This is a genomic window from Pseudomonas sp. GG8, assembly GCF_052976945.1.
The window spans coordinates 1,111,434-1,133,324 of record NZ_JBRIIP010000001.1; the positions used below are offsets into that span (position 1 = coordinate 1,111,434).

A 21,891-nucleotide genomic window follows, 5' to 3' on the forward strand; every position below is an offset into this window, starting at 1 on the left:
GGCTACAAATGATCGTCAGGGCCGATAAGCCCGCATAAACAAGCTCACGACTTCCTGAACATGCGCTTCAGCGTCGTGCTCGTCCGGCAGGTCGCCGCAGCCGATCAGCAGGCGAAAATTGCATGCGCCCTTGAGCAGGCACAGAAAGTGCTCGGCAGCGAGGTTTGGTTTGTCGATGCTCAGGCTCCCGGCTTTGTCGATCTGGGTCAGAAAGCGCTCCATCTCCAGCAGAATTCGCTGGGGGCCGGCCTCGAAAAAAATCTGCGATAGCTTAGGGTCCTGGCTGCCCGGTGCGACCATCAATCGATGCAGCGCCAACGAGTCAGGACTGTTGATCAACGCGTAAAAGCCCCGACCAATCTTCAACAGCAGTGCCTCTACAGGCATGCCATGGGGTATTTCGAAAAACAGCTCGGGCAGTTGCTCCTCACAGCGCGCCACCACCGCAGCGGAAAATAACGTCTCTTTATCGGTGAAATGGTTGTAAACCGTCAGCTTGGAAACCCCGGCTTCTGCGGCCACGGCATCCATACTGGTACTGGCGTAACCGTTGCGCACGAACAGGTTTTTCGCGGCGTTAAGAATGGCTTGGCGCTTTGCCAAGTCCTTTGGGCGGCCGGGGCCCGAAGCGCTTAATGGGGGACGGAGTAATGAATTGTCAGGCATCGTCGTTTTAATAGTGGACTGGTGAGTTTGGTATTTCTTACTATACGCTTGAGTACAATAATTAAAGCATCCTTTGCCAAAGGTCCATCACCATGTTTCGCGATGCCTTGTCCTTTACCCTGCCGATCAGCCTGGTGTTTTTACTGGCTGCCTGTGGTCATGAAGAACCTGTTCTGCCCACCGTGCGCCCGGCCATGGTCGTTCAGCCGCAGCCTTCAGCGCAGTCGATGGACAGCTATCCCGGTGAAGTCCGCGCCCGGTTCGAGCCGGAATTGGCGTTTCGTATCGCCGGCAAGGTGACCAGGCGTCTGGTAGAAGAGGGCGCGAGGGTCAAGGCCAATCAGCCGCTGGCCGAGCTGGACCCGCAGGATGTGCGCCTGCAGCTGGAAGCGACCCGCGCTCAGGTGACTGCCGCTGAAGCCAATTTGCAATTGGTCCGCTCTGAGCGTGATCGCTACAAAACGTTGATGGATCGGCAACTGGTCAGTCGGTCTCAGTTCGACAATGCCGAGAACCTGTTTCGCGCCGGTGAGGCTCGGCTCAAGCAGATCAAGGCCGAATTCAATGTCGCTGATAATCAGGCCGGCTACGCGGTGCTGCGCGCGCCACAAGACGGTGTGATCGCTCGGCGTCTGGTCGAAGTCGGGCAAGTCGTGGCGGCGGGGCAGACCATGTTTACCCTGGCGGCCGACGGCGAACGCGAAGTCCTGATCAGTCTGCCAGAGCAAAATTTCGGGCGTTTCAAAACCGGTCAGGCAGTCACTGTCGAGTTGTGGACGCAACCCGGTCAACGTTTTCCTGGCCGCATCCGTGAGTTGTCGCCTTCTGCCGATCCACGTTCCCGTACCTTCGCCACCCGCATCGCTTTTGCCGAGGGCAAAGTGCCCGCCGAGTTGGGACAGAGCGCCCGCGTATTTATCCAGACCGAACACACTGTCGCCCTGTCGGTACCGTTGTCAGCGCTGACTGCCGAGAACGGCGTCAACTACGTGTGGCGGGTCGATGCCGATAACACACTCAAGCGCGTTCCGGTGCGAATCGCTGCCTACGGTCAGGACAGCGTGCCCGTTCTCGAAGGCCTCAAAGCTACGGATTGGGTGGTGGCAGCCGGTGTCCATGTGCTGCACGAGGGCGAGCAGGTACGGCCGGTGGATCGCGGTAATCGAGAAGTGAAACTGGCGGCGAAGGAGTAGGCACGGATGCGTTTCAATCTTTCCGAGTGGGCACTGCGCAACCGCCAGATTGTCCTGTTTCTGATGTTACTGCTGGCGATTGTTGGCGCGGTTTCCTACACCAAGCTTGGTCAGAGTGAAGATCCGCCATTTACCTTCAAAGCGATGGTCATCCGCACCAACTGGCCCGGCGCGAGTGCCGAGGAAGTTGCGCTGCAGGTGACCGACCGCATTGAGAAGAAGCTGATGGAGACCGGCGAGTACGAGCGCATTGTCTCGTTCTCACGGTCCGGTGAGTCCCAAGTGACGTTCATGGCGCGTGACTCCATGCACTCGGCGCAGATTCCCGATCTCTGGTATCAGGTCCGCAAAAAAATCAGCGACATCCGTCACACCTTGCCACAGGGTATACAGGGGCCATTTTTCAACGATGAGTTCGGCACTACGTTCGGCAATATCTATGCGCTGACGGGCAAAGGTTTTGACTACGCGGTGCTCAAGGACTACGCCGACCGCGTGCAGATACAGCTGCAGCGGGTCAAAGACGTGGGCAAGATCGAACTGTTGGGGTTGCAGGACGAAAAAATCTGGATCGAGCTGTCGAACGTGAAGCTGGCGACCCTTGGGCTGCGCTTGCAGACGGTGCAGCAAGTTCTTGAAGAGCAGAACGCGGTGTCGGCAGCGGGTTTTTTCGAGACCCCCAGTGAGCGCATTCAGTTACGGGTAACCGGTCGCTTCCAGTCGGTGGACGAGATCAAGAATTTCCCGATTCGAGTGGGCGATCGTACGTTCCGCATCAGCGACGTGGCCGAGGTTTTTCGCGGCTTCAACGACCCGCCTGCGCCGCGCATGCGTTATATGGGTGAAGACGCCATCGGCCTGGCCGTGGCGATGAAAGACGGTGGCGACATTCTGGTACTGGGGCGTGCCCTTGAGACCGAATTTGCCCGGGTGCAGAAAAACCTCCCTGCGGGCATGCAGCTGAGCAAAGTGTCGGACCAGCCAGCAGCGGTGAAAACCGGGGTCGGCGAGTTTGTGCAGGTGCTGGCTGAGGCGTTGGGCATCGTGCTGCTGGTGAGTTTTTTCTCCCTGGGCATGCGCACCGGGATGGTTGTCGCCCTGGCGATTCCGTTGGTGCTGGCGATGACCTTCGCCTGCATGTACTACCTGGGGATTGGCTTGCACAAGATTTCCCTCGGCGCGCTGGTGCTGGCGTTGGGCTTATTGGTGGACGACGCGATCATCGCGGTGGAGATGATGGCGATCAAGATGGAGCAGGGTTACGACCGGCTCAAGGCTGCTAGTTTCGCTTGGACCAGCACCGCTTTTCCGATGCTCACCGGCACGCTGATTACGGCGGCGGGCTTCTTGCCGATTGCCACGGCGCAATCAGGCACCGGGGAATACACCCGTTCGATCTTCCAGGTGGTGACCATCGCCTTGTTGGCGTCCTGGGTTGCAGCAGTGGTATTTGTGCCCTATCTGGGCGAGCGGCTGTTGCCGGACCTGGCGAAGATCCACGCTGCCAAACATGGCGCGGGGGCACCCGACCCTTACGGTACGCCCTTCTATCAACGCGTGCGGCGCATGGTGGGTTGGTGTGTACGGCGGCGTAAAACGGTGCTGGTACTCACCATTGGCCTGTTCGTGCTCTCGGTGGTGATGTTCCGTTTCGTGCCGCAGCAGTTTTTTCCGGCGTCGGGGCGACTGGAGCTGATGGTCGATTTGAAGCTGGCCGAAGGCGCGTCGTTGAGCAACACGGCTGAGCAGGTCAACCGGCTGGAGCAGATGCTCAAGGATCATCCGGGCATTGATAACTACGTGGCCTACGTCGGCACTGGTTCGCCACGGTTCTACCTGCCGCTGGATCAACAGTTGCCCGCCGCCAGTTTCGCGCAGTTTGTGGTGCTGGCAAAAACCATCGAAGACCGGGAAGTTCTGCGCACCTGGCTGATCAAAAACCTCAACGAGCAATTTCCGACCCTGCGCTCTCGGGTGACTCGCCTGGAGAACGGGCCGCCGGTGGGATACCCGGTGCAGTTCCGCGTGACCGGTGAACACATCGAGGAAGTCCGCGCTCTGGCGCGTAAAGTCGCGGTCAAGGTTGGCGAGAATCCACACGTGGCGAACGTCCATCTGGACTGGGAGGAGCCGAGCAAGGTTGTGAACCTCAACGTGGATCAGGATCGGGCGCGGGCGCTAGGGGTGAGCACTGCCGATCTGTCGAGATTTCTGCAAAGTTCGTTGACCGGTTCCAGCGTCAGCCAATACCGCGAAGAGGACGAGCTCATCGAGATTCTGTTGCGGGGCACCCCTCATGAGCGCAAGGATCTCGCCTCGCTGCCGAGCCTGGCGATCCCCACCAGCAACGGCACCAGCGTCGCCTTGTCGCAGATCGCGACCCTGGAGTACGGCTTCGAAGAGGGCATCATTTGGCACCGCAACCGCCTGCCGAACGTGACCATCCGCGCCGATATCTATGGCAAGGAACAACCTGCGACCCTAGTCCAGCAGATCCTGCCGACACTGGACGGCGTGCGTGCCGAGTTACCGGACGGCTATTTGCTGGAAGTCGGGGGCACAGTCGAAGACTCGGCGCGGGGACAGAACTCGGTCAAGGCCGGTGTGCCGTTGTTTATCGTGGTGGTCCTGACCTTGTTGATGCTGCAATTGCGCAGTTTCTCACGCACCGCCATGGTCTTTCTCACCGCACCGCTGGGTTTGATTGGCGTGACTTTGTTTCTGATTGTCTTTCACCAGCCGTTCGGTTTCGTCGCAATGCTCGGCACCATCGCCTTGTCGGGGATGATCATGCGTAACTCGGTGATTCTGGTGGACCAGATCGAACAGGACATCGCCGCCGGGCTGGATCAATGGCAAGCGATCATCGAAGCCACCGTACGGCGTTTCCGGCCCATCGTCCTCACGGCACTGGCGGCCGTGCTGGCGATGATCCCGCTGTCACGTAGCGTGTTTTTCGGCCCGATGGCCGTGGCGATCATGGGCGGTCTGATCGTTGCGACCGCACTGACCCTGTTATTCCTGCCTGCGCTGTATGCAGCGTGGTTCAGGGTGAAGAAAGGGGAGCTGCAGGCGCGTTGATTACAGCGCGCCAAACACCTTTTTCGCCAGACTGGTCGCGGCGCCTGCCGGGTTTTGGCGGAGGGCGGCTTCTTGTTTGCCGATCATTTCGAACAGGCCATTGAGGGCCTTTTCGGTCACGTAACCTTCGATGTTGGCGTCTTTGGTGTCGACGACGCCCAGGCTGGCGGCCTGGGCGGCGAACGCGTTGTATTTTTGTGCGACACCCACTTTATCGGTGGCGTGTTTGACGATGGGCAGGAATTTGACGCGGATCTGTTCGCGGCTGGTCTTGCTCAGGTATTGGGTGGCTGAATCGTTGCCGCCACTGAGGATGCTCTTGGCATCCTCCACGCTCATCTTCTTCACGGCATCGATCAGCAGCGCCTGGGCTTGCGGTACAGCGGCTTCGGCGGCCTGGTTCATGGCGGTCTCCAATTCATCGACCTGCGCGCCCATGCCGAACTGCTTCATCTTCTTCGCAACCTTGCCGAGACTGCCCGGCAACTCAATGCGCACATCCTTGTTATTGCTGAAACCGCCTGGCGTGCCCAGCTGCTTGACGGCAATCTGCGCGCCTTGGGTCAACGCATCCTTGAGACCGCCAGTGGCGTCCGACTGGGACAGGTCGCTCAGGGACAGGGCAAACACGCTGGTCGACAGCAGCAGGCCTGCGCACAGGCCAGCGAAGGTGATGGAAGGGCGGAGCATGGCAGCATCCTTTTCAAAGGGATCGGATTGATAAAAGGGTGGCGCGGGTTTACAGGCCCGCGCCAAGGGATCACTGAACAGAATCCAGGCGAATGCGCAGCGGCTTCTGATCCTGGCCATCCAACTGTACGACATACTGCGCGGTAGTGATAAACAAGAGTTTACCCTCCAGTTCAATGCGCGCGCTGACCGAATAACGGTGGCCCTGCTGTACGTGTTTCGGATCGTATTCCAGGCTGAAAGGCAAAGGCACCTGGCCTTTGATCGGGCCACTTTGTCTGGCCAGCACGACCACCGGAGCATCGGCCTTGGACACGTCGTGTAGGCTGACATTCAAGATCGCCGTGGGCGGCAGGGCGATGCGTTGCAGGTAAAAAACTTCCCCGTCGAGGCTGGCTTGAGAGGATGGCTGCGAGATACTGCACGCGCCGAGCAGGCTGGTCAGAAGGATAAGTGCCAGGTTTTTCATTGGAATCTCCTTATCGATGGCGTCAGAAGAAGCCCCACGCCATCGACAGGAATTTAAAGGATTTAGCTGGCAGGGTCAGCCTCTGTTACATCTTCGCTGCGATGCAGGGCCACTTGGCGGATCGACAAACGGATCTCGGCGGGCAAAACCCGCTTGGCCGCGCCTTCCGCCAACTCGCCCAGAAGCTCGTGGTAGCTTAGCTTGCCCGCAGGGTCTTTGTGCAGGACGCCGAGGTCGAGCAAGGTCTGGATGAAGTGGCGGAACAGGCTTTTGTCGAAGAACTCCGGTGCGTTGAGGCCATGCAAAATCGACAGCCGCTGAGCCATGACCGTGCACAAGTCTTCCAGTTCTTCGGCGCTGATACTGTTCTGGCCACTGTTGAGCAGCAATGAAATCGCCATATAGAAGCGTTGCAGCGTCTGGGCAATGACCCGTGACAGCAGGGTCAGCAGGACGAAGTGACGCGAACTCGGGGCCGGGCGCAGGTAGACGTTATTTTCAAAGCGCAACAGGCCTTGCTCGACGAAGGCTTCGAGCCACTGGTCGATCACCGCATCCAGCTCCTCCAGCGGCCAGCGAATGAACAGCTCTGATTGCAGGTACGGGTACAGTGCCCGGGCATAGCGCAGGATCTGTTCACGGCTCATCCGCGACGAACTCTGGAAGAAACTCGCCAGCAGCGAGGGCAGGGCCACGATGTGCAAGACGTTGTTGCGGTAGTAGGTCATCAAGACCGCGTTCTGCTCATCCAAGTAGAGGATTTTGCCTAACGCATCCTTTTGCTCGGACAACAGGTTCATGCCCTTTACGTACTCGATCAAGGCCTTGCCGTCACCTTCGGGCAGCGTGGTGTGTGGCGAGTAAGGCACCCGACGCAGCAGGGTCAGGTACAGGTCGAGAATCCGCGCCATGGCTTGATCGTCCAGCGCCAGCTTATTGGTGGACAGCAAGGCCAGCGCCACCAGATTGACCGGGTTGATCGCGGCCGCTTCGTTCAGCCCTTGAGCCACGCGCTCGCCGAGGCGCTGAGTAGTCTCGTTCAGCCAGCCGGGGCGGTACTGCGACCCCAGCGCTTGCTCGCGCCAATTCGGTTGTTCGTGATCGAGGAACTCAGCCAGTTTGATTGGCTCGCCGAAGTTGACCGACACCTGGCCGAAGCGCTGCTTGAGTGCGCCAATCACTTTGAAAATATCGAAGATCGACTCTTTCTTTTTAGCCGCACCGCGCAGCTCGCCCAGGTAGGTGCGGCCTTCGAGCACGCGCTCGTAACCGATGTACACCGGAACGAAAACGATCGGCATCCGTGAGTTGCGCAAAAAGCTGCGCAAGGTGATCGCCAGCATGCCGGTTTTGGGTTGCAGCATGCGCCCGGTACGCGAGCGGCCACCTTCGACGAAGTACTCGACCGGGAAGCCCTTGGTGAACAGCGTATGCAGGTATTCATTGAAGACGGCGCTGTACAGCGGGTTGCCCTTGAACGTACGGCGCATGAAAAAGGCGCCGCCGCGACGCAGCAGGCCGCCGATCACTGGCATGTTCAGGTTAATGCCCGCGGCGACGTGGGGCGGTGTCAGGCCATTTCGAAACAGCAGGTAGGACAGCAGCAGATAATCAATATGGCTGCGGTGGCACGGGACATAGATCACTTCGTGACCCTGGGCGACATCCTGCACGCCTTCGATGTGACTGACCTTGATGCCGTCGTAAATCTTGTTCCAGAACCAGCTCAGCACCACTTCGAGAAAGCGGATCGCCGAGTAGGTGTAGTCCGAAGCGATTTCGTTGCCATAGCGCAGGGCATTTGCCTGGGCTTTGCTCTCGGGGATGTTCTCGCGCTTGGCCTCTTCGAGGATGGCCTGCTTGACCAGCGGCTCGTCCAGCAGCCCCTTGACCAGATTGCGGCGGTGCGACAGGTCGGGGCCGATGACGGCGGTTTTCAGATTGCGAAAGTGCACCCGCAGAATGCGCTGGGTCATTCGCAGGGTGCGTTCGTGGCCCTTGTTCTCTTGGACCAGTTCGCGCAGATGGATCGGTGCGGAAAATTGCACACGGGTCTTGCGGCCCAGAATCAGAATGCTGACCAACCGGCGCAAGCGCCCAGTCACCGCCCAGCTGTCTGCGAACAATAGCTTCCAGGGGCTCGACTCACTGTCAGGCGACTGACCCCAGAACACACTGACCGGGATGATCTGTGCATCTTCGGAGGCGTTCTGGCTGATGGCACTGACCAGCCGCTCCAGGGTGGGCGGTGCGCCGCGTTTGTCCTGGCGGCCCAGCCAGTCGGGCTCGGGTGTCAGGTAGAAGAATGCCGCGGGCTCCAGCAGGTTTCCCACGGCTACCGGCAGAATCGGTCGCGGCAGCCCGGCTTTGCGGCACTCGGTATCGACCACCGCGAGGTCGCTTAATGAGGGTGATTGCAGGGCGTAGAACACCGGGCGGCTGCGGTCGAGGTTGAGGGTAAAGGACGACTGGTTGATGGTTTCCGAGCGAACCCAGAGGTACAACAGTCGGCGCAGGGTGCCAAACACAAGACGGCGGAACGGGGAGCGGGTCATACGGCTTCTGCTGAATAAGGGGGAAACGAGCAGCTGCTCGGGGGCGACAGTGTGCCGCATCTGCTGAAGATCGGCAAAAAACGACGCCGTTTATGTGGATTTCGCCGTTTTTAATGCTGGCTTATACTCGGCCGTCAAATAATAAAAAACAGGAGTAACGATCCAATGTCAGCACGTGAAACAGGCAGTGTGAAGTGGTTCAACGATGCCAAGGGTTATGGCTTCATCCAGCGCGGAGATGGCGTGGACGTATTCGTGCATTACCGCGCCATCCGCGGGGAAGGGCATCGTTCACTGGCTGAGGGCCAGCAGGTCGAATACGGATTGGTCGAAGGCCAGAAAGGCTGGCAGGCAGAGGATGTCGTGGGGCTATAAAGTGAGCAGTCTGCACACAGACTTGTAGGAGCTGACTTGTCTGCGAACCAGGCAACTCGGTCTGTCAGGCACACCGAGTTGCGACCTTCGCGGGCAAGAACCAGGCGTGCCCCCAGTTCCTGCACTGTGCGATGTCAGGCTCAGTTCGTGTGCCAGACGATTTCTTCTTCGCCGTCGCTACTGATGCGAATCCAGCGGTCGGCGGCTTCGTCGCTCTCTTCCTCGATCCATGTGCCCGGTGCGCAGCGAACTTCAACGTTCAGTGCGGTGAAGGCAGCGCGGGCACAGGCGATGTCGTCGTCCCATGGGGTCTTGTCGCTTTCCAGGAACAAGCTGTTCCATTTGCCGACAGCCTTGGGCAACCAGGTCACGGTCACGTCACCGGCTGTGCATTTGTACGTCTGACCTTTCTTGACCCAGGGGGTGCAGGGGCCCAGCGCGGCGCTGAGCCAGGCAGCGATGGCCATGTAGTCGACGTCAGCGTCTTTCAGGTAAATCTCGATATCGGGTTGGCGCATGGATGCCTCGTAATTGATTGAAAATCCATTCGCGGATTCATTCGGCTGCCCCGCACAGGCAAGGCAGCATCGATTCGGTGTGTGTGGATTCGCAGATTATTGAAGCACGAAATAATCGTAACGCATCGAAACCGTCACTTCGAACGGCTCCGGCTGCTCAATGACATTGGCCCGGCGTTCGGCGCTGGCGCGCCAACCGTGGGGCGTCATGGCCAGCAAGTTGGCACGGGCTTGAGCATCGACCAGGCTCAGGGTAAAGCGCAAGGTCTCGCTGTGCTGCAACTGCATATCAGCGGGCACTTGCATCAGGTGTTTGTCATCGACGTACTCACGCACTTCGTCGTAGAGCCGCTCACGCAGCTCCATCAGGTGTTCGCTGGTCGGGCCGACGCGCATCAAGCCGCCGCCGGTGCTCAGCAGGCGTTTGGCTTCGTGCCAGTCCAGCGGGCTGAACACGCTGGCAAGGAACTGGCAGCTGTCGTCGGGCAGTGGCACGCGGGCCATGCTGGCGATCAACCAAGTGATTTTTGGATCGCGCCGGCATGCACGCTTGACCGCTTCGCGGGAAATATCCAGCGCATAGCCATCCGCATCCGGCAGGGCCGCAGCGATTTGCGCGGTGTAATAACCCTCGCCACAACCGATGTCCAGCCAACGAGCGGGTGCGCGTTCGGCGGCCAGTTCCGCCAGGCGCTTGGCGACCGGCGCATAATGGCCTGCATTGAGAAAGTCGCGCCGTGCCTCGACCATGGCCTGATTGTCGCCAGGGTCGCGGCTGTTTTTGTGTTGAACCGGCAGCAGGTTCAAATAGCCTTGGCGCGCACGGTCGAAGCGGTGACCAAGGGGGCACACCACGCCGTTATCAACTGCGCTGAGCGCTGCTGCGCAAATCGGGCAAGTCAGCATCATGCGAGCAATTCGACCAGAGTCTGGTAGTAAATTTCGGTCAGGACATCGAGATCGCTGGCCAGAACGCGCTCATTGACCTGATGGATCGTGGCGTTGACCGGGCCCAGTTCGACGACTTGCGTGCCCATCGTGGCGATAAACCGCCCGTCCGAGGTGCCGCCGCTGGTCGATGCCTGGGTGTCGCGCCCGGTGACGGCCTTGATGCTTGCGGACACTGCGTCGAGTAGCGCGCCGGGTTCGGTGAGGAACGGCAGGCCGGACAAGGCCCATTCCACATGCCAGTCCAGCCCATGCTTGTCGAGGATGGTGGCGACCCGCTGCTGCAGGGCCTCGACGGTGGATTCGGTGGAGAAGCGGAAGTTGAACATCGCCGACAACTCGCCGGGGATGACGTTGGTCGTGCCGGTGCCTGAGTTGAGGTTGGAGATCTGAAAACTGGTCGGCGGGAAGAAGGCGTTGCCGTTATCCCAGTGCTCTGCGGCCAGTTCGGCCAACGCCGGTGCTGCCAGATGGATCGGGTTCTTCGCCAGATGCGGGTAGGCCACATGGCCCTGGATCCCGCGCACGGTGAGTTTTGCACCCAATGAACCGCGACGGCCGTTTTTGACCATATCGCCCACCAGTGTGGTGCTCGACGGTTCGCCGACGATGCACCAGTCCAGGCGCTCTTTACGTGCCGCCAGTCGCTCGATCACCGCCTTGGTGCCGTGGTGTGCAGGGCCTTCTTCGTCGCTGGTGATCAGGAACGCCACCGAGCCTTTATGGTTCGGGTGATCGCCGACAAAGCGTTCAGCCGCCACCAGCATTGCCGCCAGGCTGCCTTTCATGTCAGCCGCGCCACGTCCGCACAGCATGCCATGCTCATCGATCAATGCGTCGAACGGATCGTTCTGCCAGGCCTGAAGCGGGCCGGTCGGCACCACGTCAGTGTGCCCGGCGAAGCACAGCACCGGGCCTTCGTGGTTGCCATGGGTGGCCCAGAAGTTATCCACATCCTCGATACGCATGGGTTCCAGTTTGAAACCGGCATCGCCCAGGCGTTGCATCATCATCGCTTGGCAGTCGGCGTCGATCGGCGTGACCGATGGACGACGGATCAGGTCGCAGGCGAGTTGGAGAGTGGGCGAAAGGTCGGCTGGGGCCGTCATGAAAGGACTCCGGTAACAAGGTTCTAGGCGCGGAAAAGGCGCTTATCTTAAAGCAAAACGGCGACCCAAAGGCCGCCGTTTAACGTTACGCAGTAACAGGTCAAACAGTTGCGGGTTCCGCCACGGCTACCGGCTTGGGCAGCGAAGACAGGAAGGCCATGATCAGCGCCGCCAGGTACGGCAGCGATTGCACCAGAAGCATGGTCACCCAGAAGCGCATGTCGGCGCTCGGCAGGCCCTGTACCAGGCAGATACCGGCGGCCGCGCCCCACAGCAGCAGCATGATGAAAACTTCTTCTCGAGCTTCCGAGAGGGCGACCAGAAAACCATGACTGGCTGCGTTCTTCGGTGTACGGAAGAATGGGATGCTGGTGGTGAAGAAGCCGTAGAGCACCGCTTTGGCGATGGTGTGCGACAAGGCGAGCCCCGCCAGCGCCGCAAAGAATGCGTCCGTGAGGTTGACCCCCACTGCACGGCGGTACAAGAAGATGATCTTACCGACCTTGAACACGAACAGGGCCAATGGCGGGATCGCGAAAATCAACAACGGCGGATCGACACGGTTAGGCACGATGATCATCGCCGCCGACCACAGCAACGCGCCGACGGTGAAGAAGATATTCATGCCATCGGCGACCCACGGCAACCAGCCCGCGAGGAAGTGATAGCGCTGCCCACGGGTCAGCTCGGTATCTTTACCGCGCAGCAGGCTCGACGTGTGGCGCTTGATGATTTGAATCGCGCCATACGCCCAACGGAAACGCTGCTTTTTGAAGTCGATGAAGGTGTCCGGCATCAAACCCTTGCCGTAGCTGTTGTGCGAATAGGCGGCCGAATACCCTTTCTCGAATATGCGCAGCCCCAGCTCGGCGTCTTCACAGATGCACCAGTCCGCCCAGCCCAGTTCTTCAAGCACCGAACGTCGGGTCATGGTCATGGTGCCGTGCTGAATGATCGCGTCACGGTCGTTACGGGTGACCATGCCGATATAGAAGAAGCCTTTGTATTCCGAGTAGCAGAGCTTCTTGAAGGTGCTTTCGTTCTGGTCGCGGTAATCCTGCGGCGACTGCACCACGGCGATTTTCGGGTCGGCGAAGTGCGGGACCATGTGTTTGAGCCAGTTGCGGTCGACGCAGTAATCCGAGTCGATCACTGCAATCACTTCAGCGTCCGGCGCCGTGTGCGGGATCAGGTAGTTCAGTGCACCACCTTTGAAACCGGCCAGTGGCGCGACATGGAAGAACTTGAAGCGCGGGCCGAGCATTTCACAATGGGCCTTGACCGGTTCCCAGACCGCCGGGTCTTTGGTGTTGTTGTCGATGATCAGAACTTCGAAGTCCGGATAGTCGAGAGCGGCCAGAGCATCCAGGGTCTGTTTGACCATCTCCGGTGGCTCGTTGTAGCAGGGCACGTGTATCGAGACTTTCGGTCGATACGCATTGTCAGTGTCCACGGGCAGGAATTCGCGGCGTCGCTTGTGGGTCCAGACCGCTTCAGCCAGTTCGTGGGCCTCGGTCAACAGGACGATGAACACGCCCATGGCGCCAAGTGCCAGCAAGAAGCCTACGGTCAGACTGAACCAGGTGCTGTATTGCTGACTGTAGTCGTAACCGATCCAGACCAGCACCGAACCACACAGGAACGCGGTAAAGGTCAGGAACGTGCGACCCCGCTGGCGTAGCGCCGAACCGTCGATCAGGAGCAATGCCAGGGACAGCAGCGCCAGCACCACGGAGCCAATCGCCAGAACCCGCCACTGCGGAATCGCGACAACCGGCCCTTCAAAGTTAAATTTCTGCTGGCGCGCAGCGTTATACACGCCCCAGTAGGCGCCCACCGAGCCTTCATCACTGGCTTTCCACGGCTGATCGAAGGCCTCGATCACGAAGTAGTTGTAGCCCTGGCGGTTGAGTTTATTGACCAGCGTACGCAGGTAAATGGCTTGATCCGCCTGAGTTGCCTCGGCACCGCCACGCATACGGCCATTGCTCGGCCAGCCAACCTCCGACAGCAGCAGCGGCTTTTTCGGGAATATTTTTTTCAGTTCACGGGCGCGATCAAGTACGAATTGACCGGCTTTGTCGACTGGAATGAATTCCCAATAAGGGAGGATGTGCGCAGCGACCAAATCAACGTGCTTGCCCAACTCCGGGTATTTTTCCCAGATGTGCCATTGCTCGGAGGTGGTCACCGGTACTTTGACGGCGGCACGCACCCGGTCCAGCAGGACGCTCAGTTGTTTGACCGTGATTTCGCGACGGAACAGGGCTTCGTTGCCCACCACCACGCGAACCACACTGCGCGATGAGTTGGCCAGCTCGATTGCTCGGACAATCTCGCGCTCGTTGCGCGCTTCGTCGGGGCTGATCCAGATCCCCAGAGTCACTCGCAGACCGAACTCTTCAGCGAGCTTTGGGATGTCCCCCAGCGAGCCGTCGACAGAGTAAGTCCGAATACTGTCGGTCTGCTTACTGATCAACTCCAGGTCCTGACGCATTTCATCGTCGGACGGGTAGATGCCTTCCTGTGGGTTTTGTCCCGAACGGAAAGGTGAGTAAGAAAAGCCGGAGATCTGCTCGGGCCAGTCGGGAGCGGTAACCGGACGATTGATCAGCGCCCAGAAACCGGTGAATAGCGCGGCAATTGCCACGACCACCACCAAATTGAGTCCAAATCTACGCGATGACATAAATGCTTTTGGTTCCAAAGGGTGGAACGAGGGATTAGCCGACGAGCGCCGGTCGGCGCGCATCCTACTCTGGGCTTTATAGGGCTGTACAGCCAGCCGATTGGCTATTGGTCAACGGCCACGCGACTAAGTTCGCTGGCAGGTCGTCTTGTCGTCCAAAATACTGGGTCTTGCAGGCAATATACAACAGAGTGTCAGGCATACAGGGTTACGTTGATCGCGACGGCGGCTCATCAGGATAAAGATGCTCTGAGCCCCATAGCGACCTATAATGCGCGCCGGTTTTTGGGGTAATGGTCATGAACACAGAAGATCCGCGGTTTGCTGGCGTCGCCCGTTTGTACGGCATCGAGGGCCTGGAGCGGTTGCGCGCAGCCCATGTGGCGGTCGTCGGGATCGGCGGTGTCGGCTCGTGGGCGGCGGAAGCGATTGCCCGTTGCGGTGTCGGCGAAATCTCCCTGTTCGATCTGGATGACGTCTGCGTCAGCAACAGCAACCGTCAGTTGCACGCATTGGAGGGCACCATCGGTCGGGCCAAGGTCGAGGTCATGGCCGAGCGCCTGCGCGCCATCAATCCCGATTGCACGGTGCATGCCGTGGCTGACTTCGTGACCCGCGAGACCATGGCCCAATACATCACGCCTGATATCGACTGCGTGCTCGACTGCATCGACAGTGTCAACGCCAAGGCCGCCCTGATCTCCTGGTGCAAGCGGCGCAAAATCCAGATTATCACCACCGGTGGCGCAGGCGGACAGATTGACCCGACGCTGATTCAGGTCTGCGACCTCAACCGTACCTTCAACGATCCGCTGGCCTCCAAAGTTCGCTCGACCTTGCGCCGTGACTATGGGTTCTCGCGCACCGTGACTCGCCACTACAGCGTGCCGTGTGTGTTTTCCACCGAACAGTTGCGGTATCCCAAGCCAGACGGGAGCATTTGCCTGCAAAAAAGCTTCGTTGGCGATGGGGTCAAGCTGGACTGCGCGGGTGGGTTTGGTGCAGTAATGATGGTGACCGCGACCTTCGGTATGGTCGCGGCGACCAAGGCGGTGGACAAGATTGTCGCGGGCGTGAGACGTCCGGCGGATCGCGCCAAGCCTGTTCAGGCGCTGCCAGAGGCCAGTTGACGCATCCGCTGCAGCACCGCGTTCAAGCCGTTGCTGCGTGAGGGCGAGAGGTGTCGGCTCAGGCCCAACTGATTGAACCAGTTCGGCAGATCCACCTGTTGCAAGTCTTCAGCCGAGAGGCCGTTGACTCGCGCCAACAGCAAGGCCACCAGCCCCCGAATCAAGCGTGCGTCACTGGCTGCGCGAAACTGCCAGTGGCCGTCCGTCACGCTGCCGAGCAACCAGACCTGGCTTTCACAGCCATGCACACGATGTTCTTCGGTTTTTTCGTTGTCACTCAGGGCTGGCAGGCGTTCGCCCCATTGCATCAGCAGACGTGCGCGTTGTTCCCAGCTGTGGGATTGGTTGAAGGTTTCAAGGGCTGTTTGTGCGTCGACAGGCAGGCTCATCGCAGCAGTTCCAAGGCTTGATCCAGCGCGCTGAAAAAGCGCTCGAGATCGTCGGAGTCGTTGTACAGCGCCAAGGACACCCGGATTGCGCCTGGCAGGCCGAGGCTTTTGAGTAACGGCATGGCGCAATGATGCCCTGCGCGGACAGCGATCCCCTGTTCGGTCAGCAAGTGCGCCAGGTCGGCGTTGTGCACGCCTTCGACGACGAAACTCACCAGCGCCAATTGCGGAGCACCCAGAACGCGAATGCCTTCACGTCTGTTCAAACCGTCCAGCAGCAATTGATGCAGAGCCGCTTCATGCGCAACCACGGCCATGTGGTCGAGGCTTGCCAGATAGTCGAGGGTCGCGCCGAGGCCTATCACGCTGGCAATCGGCGGTGTACCAGCTTCGAATCCCAAGGGCGCAGGGCGAAATCTGGCGGTGTGATAATCGGCGGTCAGCACCATCTCGCCACCAAACTGCCAATGATGCAGGCGCGCGAGCGCTTCATTGCGGCCATACAGCACGCCAAGACCCTCGGGGCCATACAGTTTATGACTGGAAAATACATAGAAGTCGCAGCCCAATGCTTGCACGTCATGCCGGCCATGGACCACGCCTTGGGCACCGTCCACCACCGTCAATGCGCCATGGGACTTGGCCATGCTCAGCAACGCGGGCAGTGGCTGCCAGGCGCCCAGCACGTTGGATAACTGGCTGACTGCCAGCAAACGGGTGCGGGGGCCGATCAGTACGGCGGCGGCCACAAGATCAATCAGGCCGTTGGTGTCGAGCGGCAAGATGATCAACTTCAGATCGCAGCGGTGCGCCAATTGCTGCCAAGGCAACAGATTGGCGTGATGCTCCAGCGCGCTGATGACAATCTCATCACCGGCAACACACTCGTGCTCCAGACCATATGCCAACAGATTCAGGGCTGATGTTGCCCCGTGGGTGAAGACGATCTGTGCAGACTCACCCGCATTCAGCCAGTGGGCAATCTTGCTGCGGCTGCTCTCGAACGCCTGGGTGGCGTTGGCGCCCGGCAGATGCTGTGCCCGGTGCACATTAGCCGCGCCATTGACGTAGTAATGATTAAGCGCGTCGATCAATGCCTGGGGTTTTTGGGTCGTTGCGGCATTGTCCAGATAGGTCTGGCCTTGCCGTTGCAGTGCGGCGATGGCTGGAAAATCAGCGCGCCAGGGGGAGGGCAGGGGCATGTTATTCAGCTCAATAGCCGGCTTTTAACGCTACGTATGCAGCGCTAAAAGCCGACGCGGGATCAATCAGTTGTGAGCGTGCAGCGTTGCGTTCAGTTCAACGGCCGACTTGTGGGTTTTGCATTCCACGGCGCCGGTCTGCGAGTTACGACGGAACAGCAAGTCTGGAAGGCCTGCCAGGTCGCGGGCCTTGACCACTTTCACCAATGCGTTTTTCTCGTCGAGCAGCGCGACTTTGGTCCCGGCAGTAACGTACAGTCCGGATTCCACCGTATTGCGATCACCCAATGGAATGCCAATACCTGCGTTGGCACCGATCAGGCAGCCTTCGCCGACCTTGATGACGATGTTGCCGCCACCCGACAGCGTGCCCATGGTCGAGCAACCGCCGCCCAGGTCGGAACCCTTGCCGACGAATACGCCCGCCGAGACACGACCTTCGATCATGCCCGGGCCTTCGGTGCCGCCGTTGAAGTTGACGAAACCTTCGTGCATGACCGTGGTGCCTTCGCCGATGTAAGCGCCCAGACGCACGCGTGCACTGTCAGCGATGCGCACACCGCTCGGCACTACGTAGTCGGTCATTTTAGGGAATTTGTCGACGGAGAACACTTCCAGAAACTCGCCTTTCAGACGCGATTCCAGCTGATGCTCAGCCAGTTCGCTCAGGTCCACAGCGCCTTGGCTGGTCCAGGCGACATTAGGCAGCAGAGGGAAAATCCCGGCCAGGCTCAGGCCGTGAGGTTTGACCAGTCGATGCGACAGCAAGTGCAACTTCAGGTAGGCCTCAGGTGTTGAGGTCAGTGCCGCGTCTTCGGCCAGCAAGGTTGCTACCAGCGGCTTGTGGCTTTCGGCCAGACGGGTCAGCAAGGCGGCTTGGCCAGCATCGACGGATTTCAGCGCGTCAGCCAGTTTTGAAGCCTGATCGGTATTGAACGCGATGGCCTGATTACCGCCGGTGTAACCCAGTAAGGGTGCGATGGCTGTAATGATTTCTGCCGACGGATTGATCAACGGCTGTGCGTAGAAGACTTCCAGCCACGCGCCTTGACGGTTCTGAGTGCCGATACCAAACGCCAGGCTGAACAGGGTAGTGGACATGCAAATACCTCTTACTGAATTCTCTAACTGATTAAAAGGGGGCTTCAGTAGCGCTCTGGCTTACTTGAAGGCCGCCGCATACAGATCGGGCTTGAAGCCAATCAGGGTTCTGTCACCGAGATCAAGCACTGGACGCTTGATCATCGAAGGTTGCACGAGCATCAGTTCTATTGCCTTGGCTTGGTCGAGATCGGCTTTTTGTCCGTCGTCGAGTTTGCGAAAGGTAGTCCCTGCCCGGTTTAAAACGACCTGCCAACCATGTTCGTCGCACCACTGAGTCAGGTGCTCACGGTCGATACCTACCGCTTTGTAATCATGAAAATCGTAGCTCAGGTTTTTTTCATCGAGCCAGGTGCGAGCTTTTTTCATGGTGTCGCAGGCCTTGATCCCGAAAAGGCGTAAGCCCTTGTTTTCATTGGAGGAATTTTCCATCCCCGAAACTCCCCGCGCCGTCCAAAAAAATCAACGGGTGATTATGCCACGTCCGTCTATTTGGCGCTTCGGCTGTCTCTTTCGGGATCAGTTGGCGATCTTAACGAAATTTCGATATTCGATCGGGTAAGCTCTCCGTCCTTCGCCTCGGACCTGCGAGATACCCACTCGCAGGTATTTCGACTCTGGCACACGACTCCGCTTTTTTTTGGGATTTACTTTCCCCTTTGGTGACTGAATGCGTACTCCTTTACCCACCTTTATTTTATTTGTGCTGGGTTGCCTGTTGTTTTTCTTTGCATTGGGTAATCACCAATTGCAAGGCTCGGCTGAACCTCGCGTCGCGGGCATCGCTATGGAAATGTACCTCGATAACGACTGGATAGTGCCCAAGCTCAACGGACAACCCTTTCTGGAAAAACCGCCTCTGAGTCTGTGGCTAGACTCCAGCGCCATAAAACTATTCGGTGGGACACCGTTGGCTGTGCGACTTGCATCGGCATTCGCTGGCCTGTTCAGTCTGATGTTGCTTTACGCCATGCTGCGCAAGCTCGGACGGCCAGCGACAATCGCCTGGGCCGCCGCGATCTTGATGGCCACCACGGCCAGCTACTTGAGTAACTCCAGGCAGGTCGGTGAGGATGCACTGCTTAGCCTTGGTGTCACATTGGCACTGCTGGCGTTTTTTTATGCCAGCCGCCAACAGGCCGAGCAAAGGCATTTTGCGCTTGGCTCCTGGCTGCTATTTGCATCCGGGATCATGATCGCTACGTTGAGTAAGGGGGTGCTGGGTCTTGCGTTGCCGGGTGTGGTGATCTTTACCTATCTGGTCGCCGAGAGCGTGCTTGAAAAACGGCTCACTGTTTCGCGCTGGTTGCGTCCAGCGCTGTTTACTGTGGTGGGTCTGATACCGCTGCTGGTATGGCTGGGTCTGCTGTATCAGCGTGGCGGCATGCAGATGCTGGGTGATGTGCTCTGGGCCAACAGCGTAGGCCGTTTCAGTGGCTCATTCGAAGGCGCCGGGCACTTTGAGCCGTTTTATTACTATCTGGTCAAGCTGCCGCAAGCGTTTCTGCCATGGAACCTGCTGGTCTATTTCGGCCTTTGGCACTTTCGCAAAGCCTTGGTGAGTAATCGCTACCTATTGTTCTTCAGCCTGTGGCTGGTGGCACAGTTCATCTTGCTGACCCTGGCCTCCAGCAAACGCATGGTCTATTTGATGTCGCTCACTCCCGCAGCGGCCGTGCTTGCCGCTGAATATGCTGCGGTGTTGCTTAAGGGGTTGCAGGAGCGTGCTCCGTCTTCGGCCTTTGCGGACAGGTTGTTACGCCATCGGCGCGTGTTGGTGCTCGGGGTCCTCGGCGCGGTGATTTTGGGCTACTTGGCAGCGGCTTTGTGGCTGGCACCACGTGCGGACCGCAACGAGTCCTTTGTGCCGTTGACTGCACAGGTCAAGGCTCTGCAAGCCAATGGGCAGCATGTCGTATTGTTCAAACCTAGCGAACGGCTGGCTGGCGCCACTGTGTTCTATAGCCAGAGCCGGCTTGAGGCCTTGCAGTCCGAGGCTGAGTTGACTCAGTTTCTCAGCGCAACGCCCGGCAATGTCGCAATCATGGAAAGCCGTAGCGAGCCTGTTGCACCCTTGAAGGTGGTGGAGAAAATCACTATCGGCCAGCGCGACTATTATTTCGTCGGGCAATAAGCAGGTTTATCGAATGCGCTACGGCGCATTCGATAAAGCTTACGGCAGGTGCAGCAGCACGTAGTCATTCTTGTCGAATCGACCACTCAGCAGGGGCTGGAGCGCCGCGAATCGAGTGCTTTGCAGTGCCTGGTAATCGGTCTTGTCCATGACCAGCCAGGCAGGTCCCTGCACCACTTCGATGCCTTCAGGTGTATCAGTGAATATCGGCTTCAGGTCCTCGGGAATGTTGACCATGAACTTGATGGCCTTCGCGTCTTTACCCATGCTATGTAGAACCACAGGCGCCGGGTCACGCTGGATCAAATCACGTGCGGCCAAGGTAAAACTGCGGGTGTCGTAAAGCTCACGTTCTACGGGTTCGAAGACCAGTATGTAGCACGACCACATCGCCAGTACTGCACAGATTGCCAGGCCGACAGTTCGCCATTGCTGCTTGAACAGCAGGGCCAATGCAGCGATCTGCAGCACTGCCAGTACAGTCAATACCACGTTTATTGACCCCAGCTGTTCGGGAAAGCGCTGACGTGCCACCAGTAATCCAGCGATCAACAAGCCCGGCAGCAGCAACAAAATCCCCAGCGTCAAGCCACGCAACCAGGCAAATAAACGCCCTTCGACTGCCTGAAAAGGATAAGCCGCGATAATCGCTGCCATCGGTATCATCGGCAGCATGTAGCGTGCTTTTTTAGCCTGAGGTATGGACAGCCCTATCATTACGATCAGCCCGGCGGCGGTGCAAAACTGCAACAGTCGAAGCGCTGAAGTCTTGTGCTGGCGCCCTGCAAGCAATGTGACAGCCAACACCAGAATGGCCAGCGGGTATGCCAGCGCGTAGTTGCCAACCGAGCTGGTGAAATAGTACAGCGGGCTGCTCGATCCTTCCGAGCCATCCATGCGTGAACTGAATTGCATGCGCACGACTTCATGCATAAATGCCGAGCCACCACTGATGTCGGCAAGCAGCAACAGCACTCCGATACACGTTACCAATATCGCGAGGGCCATTAACCCAAACGTGAAAAAACGCCGCCACTGACCATTCAACAGGTAATAGCTACACAGCATGCCCGTCGGTACTACTAACCCTATCGGGCCGCGAATGGCGAACCCCAGCACCAGTAACGCCAGGATCAAAGCCATGCGCCTGGGCGCCTCGAAATGGTCTGCTGCGTAGCCCAGATAGAAGATGGCGAAGGCGACTGTCGCGAGCATCTGATCCAGTGACACAGCACGCGTTTCAGTAATGAAGTTATTGCTCAGCAAGAGCAGGGCAATACTAAGCAAAGCCCACTGACGCGAATACGGAGCGATCAGGCGGTAGATCAGCGACACCATCACCGCTGACGCGATGGCGGTAGGCAACCAGGCCGTCAGGCTGACCACTCGCCCTAAAGGCAGGGAAAACAGATAGATGAAAAATGTAGAGGTTGCAGAGTAGTCTGCATAAGGCTGGCCATAGGTTGTAGGGAAAAAACCTGGGCCATGGCGCAACATTTCTTCAGCAAACAATATGAAGCGTGAATCGAAACCGATCGCGGCCTGCTGGTAGTCTCCTGCAATGAACAGCAGCAGTGCCAGAACTCCCAGGCCGATAGATTGCTGGCGCAGGATCATCAAAGACGCCGTTGAGGGCCTTATC

The 21,891-nt window shown here is 58.7% G+C and carries 18 protein-coding genes; 5 read left to right on the forward strand and 13 right to left on the reverse strand.

Features of this window, described 5'->3' with window-relative positions; genetic code table 11:
• Positions 1-15 precede the first annotated feature (15 nt).
• The gene (locus tag ACVBEG_RS05430; RefSeq protein WP_322178200.1) at positions 16-666 is read right to left on the reverse strand and encodes a TetR/AcrR family transcriptional regulator; all 651 of its coding nucleotides are present in this window, start codon (positions 664-666) and stop codon (positions 16-18) included.
• Positions 667-758: 92 nt separating this feature from the next.
• Between ACVBEG_RS05430 and ACVBEG_RS05435 the strand changes: the two genes are divergently transcribed.
• Positions 759-1,859: an efflux RND transporter periplasmic adaptor subunit gene (locus ACVBEG_RS05435; RefSeq protein WP_322178201.1), complete on the forward strand. Its 1,101-nt coding sequence runs from the start codon at positions 759-761 to the stop codon at positions 1,857-1,859.
• 6 nt (positions 1,860-1,865) lie between these two features.
• Entirely contained in the window at positions 1,866-4,940 is a 3,075-nt protein-coding gene (locus ACVBEG_RS05440) for an efflux RND transporter permease subunit (RefSeq protein ID WP_447107433.1), read from the forward strand.
• Here the strand turns inward: ACVBEG_RS05440 and ACVBEG_RS05445 are convergent, their stop codons facing one another.
• From ACVBEG_RS05445 to plsB, 3 genes are all read right to left on the reverse strand, one after another.
• Positions 4,941-5,630, reverse strand: coding sequence for a DUF4197 domain-containing protein (locus ACVBEG_RS05445; protein ID WP_323566017.1), 690 nt, complete (start codon positions 5,628-5,630; stop codon positions 4,941-4,943).
• 70 nt (positions 5,631-5,700) lie between these two features.
• Complete coding sequence (locus ACVBEG_RS05450; protein WP_322178204.1) at positions 5,701-6,099, reverse strand: YbaY family lipoprotein; 399 nt, start codon at positions 6,097-6,099, stop codon at positions 5,701-5,703.
• A 62-nt stretch (positions 6,100-6,161) separates the two neighbouring features.
• Positions 6,162-8,654: a glycerol-3-phosphate 1-O-acyltransferase PlsB gene (gene plsB, locus ACVBEG_RS05455; RefSeq protein WP_323566016.1), complete on the reverse strand. Its 2,493-nt coding sequence runs from the start codon at positions 8,652-8,654 to the stop codon at positions 6,162-6,164.
• A 165-nt stretch (positions 8,655-8,819) separates the two neighbouring features.
• Between plsB and ACVBEG_RS05460 the strand changes: the two genes are divergently transcribed.
• Positions 8,820-9,029 carry a cold shock domain-containing protein gene (locus ACVBEG_RS05460; protein ID WP_322215268.1) on the forward strand — a complete coding sequence of 70 codons (210 nt, stop codon included), beginning with the start codon at positions 8,820-8,822 and terminating at the stop codon, positions 9,027-9,029.
• 140 nt (positions 9,030-9,169) lie between these two features.
• On the opposite strand, the gene ACVBEG_RS05465 is transcribed toward ACVBEG_RS05460, so the two are convergent.
• From ACVBEG_RS05465 to ACVBEG_RS05480, 4 genes are all read right to left on the reverse strand, one after another.
• On the reverse strand, positions 9,170-9,547 hold the full coding sequence (locus ACVBEG_RS05465) for a hypothetical protein (protein WP_322178207.1): 378 nt from the start codon (positions 9,545-9,547) through the stop codon (positions 9,170-9,172).
• A 96-nt stretch (positions 9,548-9,643) separates the two neighbouring features.
• Positions 9,644-10,453: a putative RNA methyltransferase gene (locus ACVBEG_RS05470; protein ID WP_322183061.1), complete on the reverse strand. Its 810-nt coding sequence runs from the start codon at positions 10,451-10,453 to the stop codon at positions 9,644-9,646.
• Positions 10,453-11,604, reverse strand: coding sequence for a succinyl-diaminopimelate desuccinylase (dapE, locus tag ACVBEG_RS05475; protein WP_322178208.1), 1,152 nt, complete (start codon positions 11,602-11,604; stop codon positions 10,453-10,455). The genes ACVBEG_RS05470 and dapE overlap by 1 nt, the downstream gene beginning before the upstream one ends.
• 100 nt (positions 11,605-11,704) lie before the next feature.
• Positions 11,705-14,293: a glycosyltransferase gene (locus tag ACVBEG_RS05480; RefSeq protein WP_323569315.1), complete on the reverse strand. Its 2,589-nt coding sequence runs from the start codon at positions 14,291-14,293 to the stop codon at positions 11,705-11,707.
• Between the two features lie 299 nt (positions 14,294-14,592).
• On the opposite strand from ACVBEG_RS05480, the gene tcdA reads away from it, so the two are divergent.
• Complete coding sequence (gene tcdA / locus ACVBEG_RS05485; protein WP_322178210.1) at positions 14,593-15,423, forward strand: tRNA cyclic N6-threonylcarbamoyladenosine(37) synthase TcdA; 831 nt, start codon at positions 14,593-14,595, stop codon at positions 15,421-15,423.
• Here tcdA and ACVBEG_RS05490 read toward each other — a convergent pair.
• The 4 genes from ACVBEG_RS05490 to ACVBEG_RS05505 all read right to left on the reverse strand — a co-directional run bounded on the left by ACVBEG_RS05490 (position 15,399) and on the right by ACVBEG_RS05505 (position 18,547).
• Positions 15,399-15,812 (reverse strand): SufE family protein, encoded by a 414-nt coding sequence (locus ACVBEG_RS05490; RefSeq protein ID WP_322178211.1) that lies wholly within the window; start codon positions 15,810-15,812, stop codon positions 15,399-15,401. The genes tcdA and ACVBEG_RS05490 overlap by 25 nt on opposite strands.
• Positions 15,809-17,014: an aminotransferase class V-fold PLP-dependent enzyme gene (locus ACVBEG_RS05495; protein WP_322178212.1), complete on the reverse strand. Its 1,206-nt coding sequence runs from the start codon at positions 17,012-17,014 to the stop codon at positions 15,809-15,811. Before ACVBEG_RS05495 ends, ACVBEG_RS05490 begins: the two co-directional genes overlap by 4 nt.
• A 66-nt stretch (positions 17,015-17,080) precedes the next feature.
• Complete coding sequence (dapD, locus tag ACVBEG_RS05500) at positions 17,081-18,115, reverse strand: 2,3,4,5-tetrahydropyridine-2,6-dicarboxylate N-succinyltransferase (protein WP_322178213.1); 1,035 nt, start codon at positions 18,113-18,115, stop codon at positions 17,081-17,083.
• Positions 18,116-18,175: 60 nt separating this feature from the next.
• Entirely contained in the window at positions 18,176-18,547 is a 372-nt protein-coding gene (locus ACVBEG_RS05505) for an ArsC family reductase (RefSeq protein WP_323566013.1), read from the reverse strand.
• Between the two features lie 238 nt (positions 18,548-18,785).
• Between ACVBEG_RS05505 and ACVBEG_RS05510 the strand changes: the two genes are divergently transcribed.
• A complete protein-coding gene (locus ACVBEG_RS05510; protein WP_322178215.1) occupies positions 18,786-20,249 on the forward strand; it encodes an ArnT family glycosyltransferase in 1,464 nt (487 codons plus the stop codon).
• A gap of 39 nt (positions 20,250-20,288) precedes the next feature.
• Here ACVBEG_RS05510 and ACVBEG_RS05515 read toward each other — a convergent pair whose 3' ends face one another.
• The gene (locus tag ACVBEG_RS05515) at positions 20,289-21,866 is read right to left on the reverse strand and encodes an ArnT family glycosyltransferase (RefSeq protein ID WP_322178216.1); all 1,578 of its coding nucleotides are present in this window, start codon (positions 21,864-21,866) and stop codon (positions 20,289-20,291) included.
• Positions 21,867-21,891 lie beyond the last annotated feature (25 nt).